Annotated in this window: 2 protein-coding genes; both read left to right on the top strand. The window is 48.5% G+C overall.

From position 1 onward, the window contains the following. The coding region (locus KDK17_RS04230; RefSeq protein ID WP_257287425.1) for a helicase-related protein at positions 1-3,241 on the top strand (3,241 nt) is incomplete at its 5' end. Further along, positions 3,238-4,008: AAA family ATPase (locus KDK17_RS04235; RefSeq protein WP_257287426.1), on the top strand; the 771-nt coding region annotated here is incomplete at its 3' end. The genes KDK17_RS04230 and KDK17_RS04235, both read left to right, overlap by 4 nt.

A 4,008-nucleotide genomic window follows, 5' to 3' on the forward strand; every position in this document is an offset into this window, starting at 1 on the left:
GGCTGTGCATACCTCCAATGTAGAACCTCTACCCCACCAGATTTCGGCAGTCTACGAAGCTATGCTACCCAGGCAACCGTTGCGTTTCGTTCTGGCTGATGACCCTGGTGCGGGCAAGACAATTATGGCTGGCTTACTGTTACGCGAACTGCTGATGAGGGCCGATGCCCGTCGAATTCTAATCGTTGCTCCAGGCTCCCTTACAGAGCAGTGGCAGGATGAAATGCTGGAGAAGTTTGGTACCCGGTTCGAGATATTTAGCAAAGAGAAGCAGGAACAATGCGCCTCAGGCAATTTCTTTGATGAAACGGATCTCTTGATTTGCCGAGTGGATCAGCTCTCCCGTAATGAGGATTATCAAGAGAAGCTGAAAAACACTGACTGGGACCTGATCATCGTGGATGAAGCGCACAAATTGTCGGTGAGCTATTTTGGCGGCAAGGTGAATAAGACCAAACGCTTCCAGCTGGGAGAATTGCTGGGCTCCATTACAAGGCACTTCTTGCTGATGACGGCTACCCCGCACAACGGTAAGGAAGAAGACTTCCAAACCTGGCTGACGCTGCTGGATGGTGATCGTTTTTATGGCAAGTTCCGAGAAGGCGTTCACAAGGTTGATGTGAACGACATGATGCGCCGGATGGTTAAGGAAGAGCTGCTCAAGTTTGATGGTAAGCCTCTGTTCCCTGAGCGCAGGGCTTACACAGCGAATTATGATTTATCCGATTTAGAGGCCTCTCTCTATGCAGATGTAACGGACTATGTTCGTAATGAGATGAACCGGGCAGAAGCGCTTCTTGATGGTAAGCGTAAGGGTACTGTTGGCTTTGCTCTGACGCAACTGCAACGTCGTCTGGCATCCAGTCCTGAGGCCATCTACCAATCGTTGAAGCGTCGTAAAAAGAGACTGGAAAGCAAACTCGAAGAGATGAAACTGATCGCCCGAGGTCAGTCTGTCAGCTCCTACCAGATATCAGAAACGCTTGGCAAATATCGAGTACCTGAGGAGCTGGAAGAAGTCGCTGAAGATCTCAACGCGCAAGAGTATGAAGAGCTCGTTGATGAGGTCATTGACCAGGCAACAGCGTCTGCAACCATTCCAGAACTGGAAGCTGAAATCTGTATTCTGCAAAGCCTTGAAAAAAGCGCACTGCTGCTCGTGCAATCCGGCAATGACCGGAAATGGGAGGAGCTTTCCAAGCTGCTGCAAGACCAGCCCGAGATGTATAACAAATCGGGCAGTCGCCGCAAGATGATCATCTTCACTGAGCACAAAGACACTCTGAACTACCTGACAGACCGTATTCGCGGGCTACTGGGAAGAACTAATGCCGTTGATGTTATTCATGGTGGTGTTAATCGTGATCTTCGCCGCAAGGTACAGGAAGAATTCCGTAACAATAAAGACCTGATTATTTTAATTGCTACCGATGCAGCAGGCGAAGGGGTAAACCTGCAAAATGCCAACCTGATGGTAAATTACGACCTGCCCTGGAATCCGAATCGTCTGGAGCAAAGATTTGGACGCATCCACCGCATAGGTCAGACCGAAGTCTGTCATCTATGGAATATCGTGGCGAACGAAACCCGAGAAGGCGATGTATTCCAGAAGTTGTTCGACAAGCTGGAGATCGAAAAGGCAGCCCTTGGAGGTAGAGTCTTCGATATTCTCGGTGAAGCTTTTGATAACGTTTCCTTGAAAGACCTATTGGTAGAAGCCATCCGCTATGGTGAGCAACCAGAAGTCCGTGCAAGACTGGACCAGGCCATCGAAGGTGCACTGGATACAAAACGGCTAAAGGAAATCATCAAGCGCAATGCGCTGGTTGAGCAACAGATGGGGCTGGATCAACTCTATGCCGTTAAAGAAGAAATGGAGAAAGCAGAAGCTCGCAAGCTCCAGCCTTATTTTATAAAAGCCTTCTTTACCGAGGCCTTCAAGAGTCTTGGTGGTGAAATCCGCCCCAGAGAAACTGGTCGCTTTGAAGTGCGCTATGTACCGGGGGCTATTCGTGAGCGGGATCGTATAATCGGCGAGACCAGAACGCCTGTGCTTCGCAAGTACGAACGAATTTGTTTCGAAAAGCAGGACATTCGACTGCAACGTAAGCCGATGGCAGACCTGATTCATCCTGCACACCCACTCATGCATTCGACGACTGATTTAGTATTGTCAGCACACAGGTCCAAGCTCAAGCAAGGCACAGTGCTGGTTGATCCTACCGATGAATCTGTCGAGCCTAAAATCCTGTTTATGATCGACCACTCTGTGCGTGAAGGCAGTGGCGATAACCCCAAGGTAGTTTCAAGGCGGCTCCAATTTGTACAGATCGATCAACATGGCAAGGCTGAAAACGCAGGCTGGGCTCCTCATCTGGATTTGCAGCCTATAGACGATTACGACCACAAACTAATTACCGATATTCTGAATGCACCCTGGATAACACAGAACCTGGAGAGTCTGGCGTTGAATCATGCCTCTCAAAAACTGGTGCCTGATCACTATGACGAGATAAGAGACAGGCAGAGCCGACAGACTGATAAAGTACTATCGGCTGTGAAAGAGCGGTTAACCAAAGAGATCAACTACTGGGCAGATCGATACATCAAGCTCAAAACGGACGTGAAGGCTGGCAAACAACCAAGGATGCAACCAGAAAATGCACGTCGTCGCCACGATGATATTTCAGCAAGGCTCGAGTCACGGATTCAAGAGCTGGAGGCTAAACGACATGTTGTGTCCAATACACCTAATATCGTCAGTGGTGCCCTGGTTATTCCCCAAGGCTTGCTATCCATGCGTAAAGGAGAAACCAGTTTCTGTCCTGATGCACTCGCCCGATCTCGTATTGAACAGGTCGCCATGCGGGCAGTCACCAAGGCTGAAGAAGCACTTGGTCACACTGTGAAGGATGTTTCTGCTGACAAGTGCGGGTGGGATATCACTGGCAGACCTCCAGCCAATGAAGACGGCTCTATTCCAGAAGATCGGCACATTGAAGTAAAAGGTCGGGCCAAAGGCCAGAGTTTTATTACAGTCAGTCGAAATGAGATCATTTATGCACTGAATCAGGCTGATAAATTCATTCTCGCTGTTGTGATCGTCGATGGCGATGATTACGAAGGGCCTTATTACATCCGCAACCCCTTTACCAAAGAGCCAGATTTTGCTGTAAGTAGCCTTAACTATGACCTGAAAAAGTTACTATCCCGGTCTATGTCGCCGGAGCAAAGTGTATGAAATTAGAACGAATCAAACTCACCAATTTTCGTTGTTACCCGGAGCTGGAGGTAAACCTGCACCCACAAGTGACAGTGCTGGTTGCAGAAAACGGACAGGGTAAAACAGCATTGCTGGATGCCATACGCATTGCTCTTTGGCCTTATGTCAGCTGCTTTGATCTGGCAAAAACAGCTTATGCAGACCCAGCGAATACCATAACAATTGATGACGTTATGCTCTCAAAGGCAGATGAAACCGGGGTGCATAGAAACCTCCCCAGTGTTGTAGAAGTGACGGGGAACTACGGTAGGGGCGAAGCAAAATGGTTGCGCCTTCGGGACAGCGAAGCAAGACGCTCTCAGACCAAAGACGACCCTGGAACAAAGCAGCTAAAACGAGACGGCAAAGAGCTTCAGGAACTGATCAGAAGCTCAAACCATAATCAGGACCTGCCGGTTTTTGGATACTACGGCACAGGACGCCTTTGGAAAGAGAAGAGACTAACCGCCAGTAAGATAGGAAAAAACAAAACCAAAAGAGAGCAAACCGATGAACAAATCAACACCTTTGCCTATCGTGACTGCCTGGACCCTGCATCCAGCTATAAACAGTTTGAAGACTGGTACTCATCCAAATTTTTGAAAATGCTGGAATCGCAAATCGAAAAAATTCAGGCTGGGGCAACGAATATTGATGCAGAAAAGCATCTACAAAACCCTATTGAAGTCATTCAGCGTGCAACCAATGAAGTCCTTAAAGAAACCGGTTGGCACAATGTTGCATAC

The sequence above is a fragment of the Endozoicomonas sp. SESOKO2 genome (genome assembly GCF_024606245.1).
In the GTDB taxonomy this organism is placed as follows: Bacteria; Pseudomonadota; Gammaproteobacteria; order Pseudomonadales; family Endozoicomonadaceae; genus Endozoicomonas_A.